This window comes from Streptomyces sp. ICBB 8177 (genome assembly GCF_003144095.1).
GTDB lineage: Bacteria > Actinomycetota > Actinomycetes > Streptomycetales > Streptomycetaceae > Streptantibioticus_D.
Map to the genome: position 1 here is coordinate 23,650 of NZ_NSKH01000024.1, position 2,272 is coordinate 25,921.

At 72.1% G+C, this 2,272-nt stretch carries 1 protein-coding gene; it reads left to right on the plus strand.

Features of this window, described 5'->3' with window-relative positions:
- Positions 1 to 2,272, plus strand: a 2,272-nt coding sequence (locus CK485_RS29870; RefSeq protein WP_241968625.1) for a condensation domain-containing protein, incomplete at both ends; no start/stop codon positions are given.

A 2,272-nucleotide genomic window follows, 5' to 3' on the forward strand; every position in this document is an offset into this window, starting at 1 on the left:
TGACCGGCGACTGGTCGCGTACGTCGTTCCGGCGCAGGGACACACCCCGCGCGACGCCGACCTGCGCGCCTACCTGGCCGAACGGCTGCCGGAGTACATGATCCCGTCAGCCTTCGTCACCCTCGACACGCTTCCCCTGCTCCCCAACGGCAAGGTGGACCGCCGCGCCCTGCCCGCCCCGGAGCGCTCGTCGGGTAGCGGACGCGGCCCCCGGTCGGTGACGGAGGACGTGCTGTGCGGGCTGTTCGCCGAGGTGCTGGGCGTGCCCAGGGTCGGCGTGGACGACGGCTTCTTCGCGCTCGGCGGCCACTCGCTCCTGGCCACCCGCCTGGTCAGCAAGGTGCGGGCGGTGCTCGGCGCCGAGGTGGAGGTGCGCACCCTCTTCCAGCACCAGACGGTCGCCGCGCTCGCGACCGCGCTGGAAGGCGCCGACCGGGCCAGGCCGGCGATCGTCCGGGCGCCCGAGACGCGAACGCCCCCGCTGTCCTTCGCCCAGCAGCGGCTGTGGTTCCTCAGCAGGCTCGACGGCCCGAGCGCCACGTACAACATCCCCTTGGTGCTCGACCTCGACGGGCCGCTGGACGTGGGCGCTCTGCGCGGGGCGCTCGCGGACGTGGTGGAACGGCACGAACCGCTGCGGACGGTCTTCCCCGAGCAGGAGGGCGTTCCTTACCAGCGCGTGCTGCCCGCCTCGGCCCTCGACCTCGATCTGGGACCGCGCGAGGTCGGGGCCGGCGCACTCGACGACGCGGTGGCGGAGGCGATCAGGTGCCCGTTCGACCCGGCCGAGGACGCGCCGTTGCGCTGCACGCTGTTCACGACCGGGCCCACGCGTCACACGCTGGTGCTGGTCCTGCACCACATCGCCGGCGACGGCTGGTCGCTGACACCGCTCGCCCGTGATCTGGGCACCGCCTACCGGGCCCGCGCGGCGGGCGGCGCACCGGACTGGGCAGCCCCGCGCGTCCGGTACGTGGACTACGCGGCGTGGCAGCACGACCTGCTGGGCGAGGAGTCCGATCCCGACAGCCTTCAGTCACGTCAACTCGCCTACTGGTGCCAGACGTTGGACGGCATCCCTGACCTGCTGGAACTTCCCTTGGACCGCCCTCGTCCGGCCACCACGGACCACCGCGGCGCGGTCGTGACGCGTCGCGTCGACACGGAGCTTCACGGCAGGCTGCTCGACCTGGCCAGGACCTCCGGCAGCAGCCTGTTCATGGTGTTGCAGGCCGCGGTGGCGACCTTGCTGTCGCGCTACGGCGCCGGGGACGACATCCCGCTCGGGACACCGGTGGCAGGGCGGACCGACGAAGCACTCGAAGACCTCGTGGGCTTCTTCGTCAACACCCTCGTCCTGCGCACCGACGTCTCCGGCGATCCGACGTTCCGCGAACTCCTGGGCCGGGTGCGGGACTTCGACCTGGCCGCGTACGCCCACCAGGACCTCCCGTTCGAGCGGCTGGTGGAGAGCCTCAACCCGGTGCGCGCCCGCGATCACCACCCGCTCTTCCAGGCCATGCTCGTCCTCCAGAACCAGGAGTCGGCCGACCTCGACCTCCCCGGCCTGACGGTCGGCAGCCGCCTGGTGCACAACGGGGTCAGCAAGTTCGACCTGACCTTCGCCTTCGGGGAGGACACCGAGGAAGGGGGGCTGACGGCCGGGATCGAGTACGCGACCGCCCTGTTCGACGCCGCGACGGTCGAGAGGCTCACCGAGCGGCTGGTCCGTCTGCTGGAAGCGGTGGCCGACGATCCCGACCGCCCCCTGCACGCGCTCGACCTGATGTCCGACGAGGAGCGCGCCGCGATCGCCGACTGGAGCGAGGGCGCGGCCCTTCCCGTGGACACCGCACGGGCCGGCCTCCCGGAGCTGTTCGCGCGAGGAGTGGCAGCGGCGCCGGAGGCCGTCGCCATCACGTCGGGCGATGTGACGGTGTCCTACGCGGAGTTGGACACCCTGTCGGCCGAGTTGGCCACCGCCCTCACCGGCCATGGCCTGGGTATCGAGGACGGGGTGGGTGTCCTGGTCGAGCGTTCGGCCGCGGTGGTCGTGGCGACCCTGGCAGCGGTGCGGGCCGGCGGCGCCTACGTGCCACTGGACCCACGATGGCCCACCGAACGCCTACGCCAAGCAGCCCAACTCGCCAACCTACGCGCCCTGATCGTCGACCAGACGGCCGCCGAGACCCAATGGGTGGCCGACATGCGCGCCACCCTGCCCGTCATCACCGTCAACACAAACGGACACACCCTGCACGGCACACCCCAA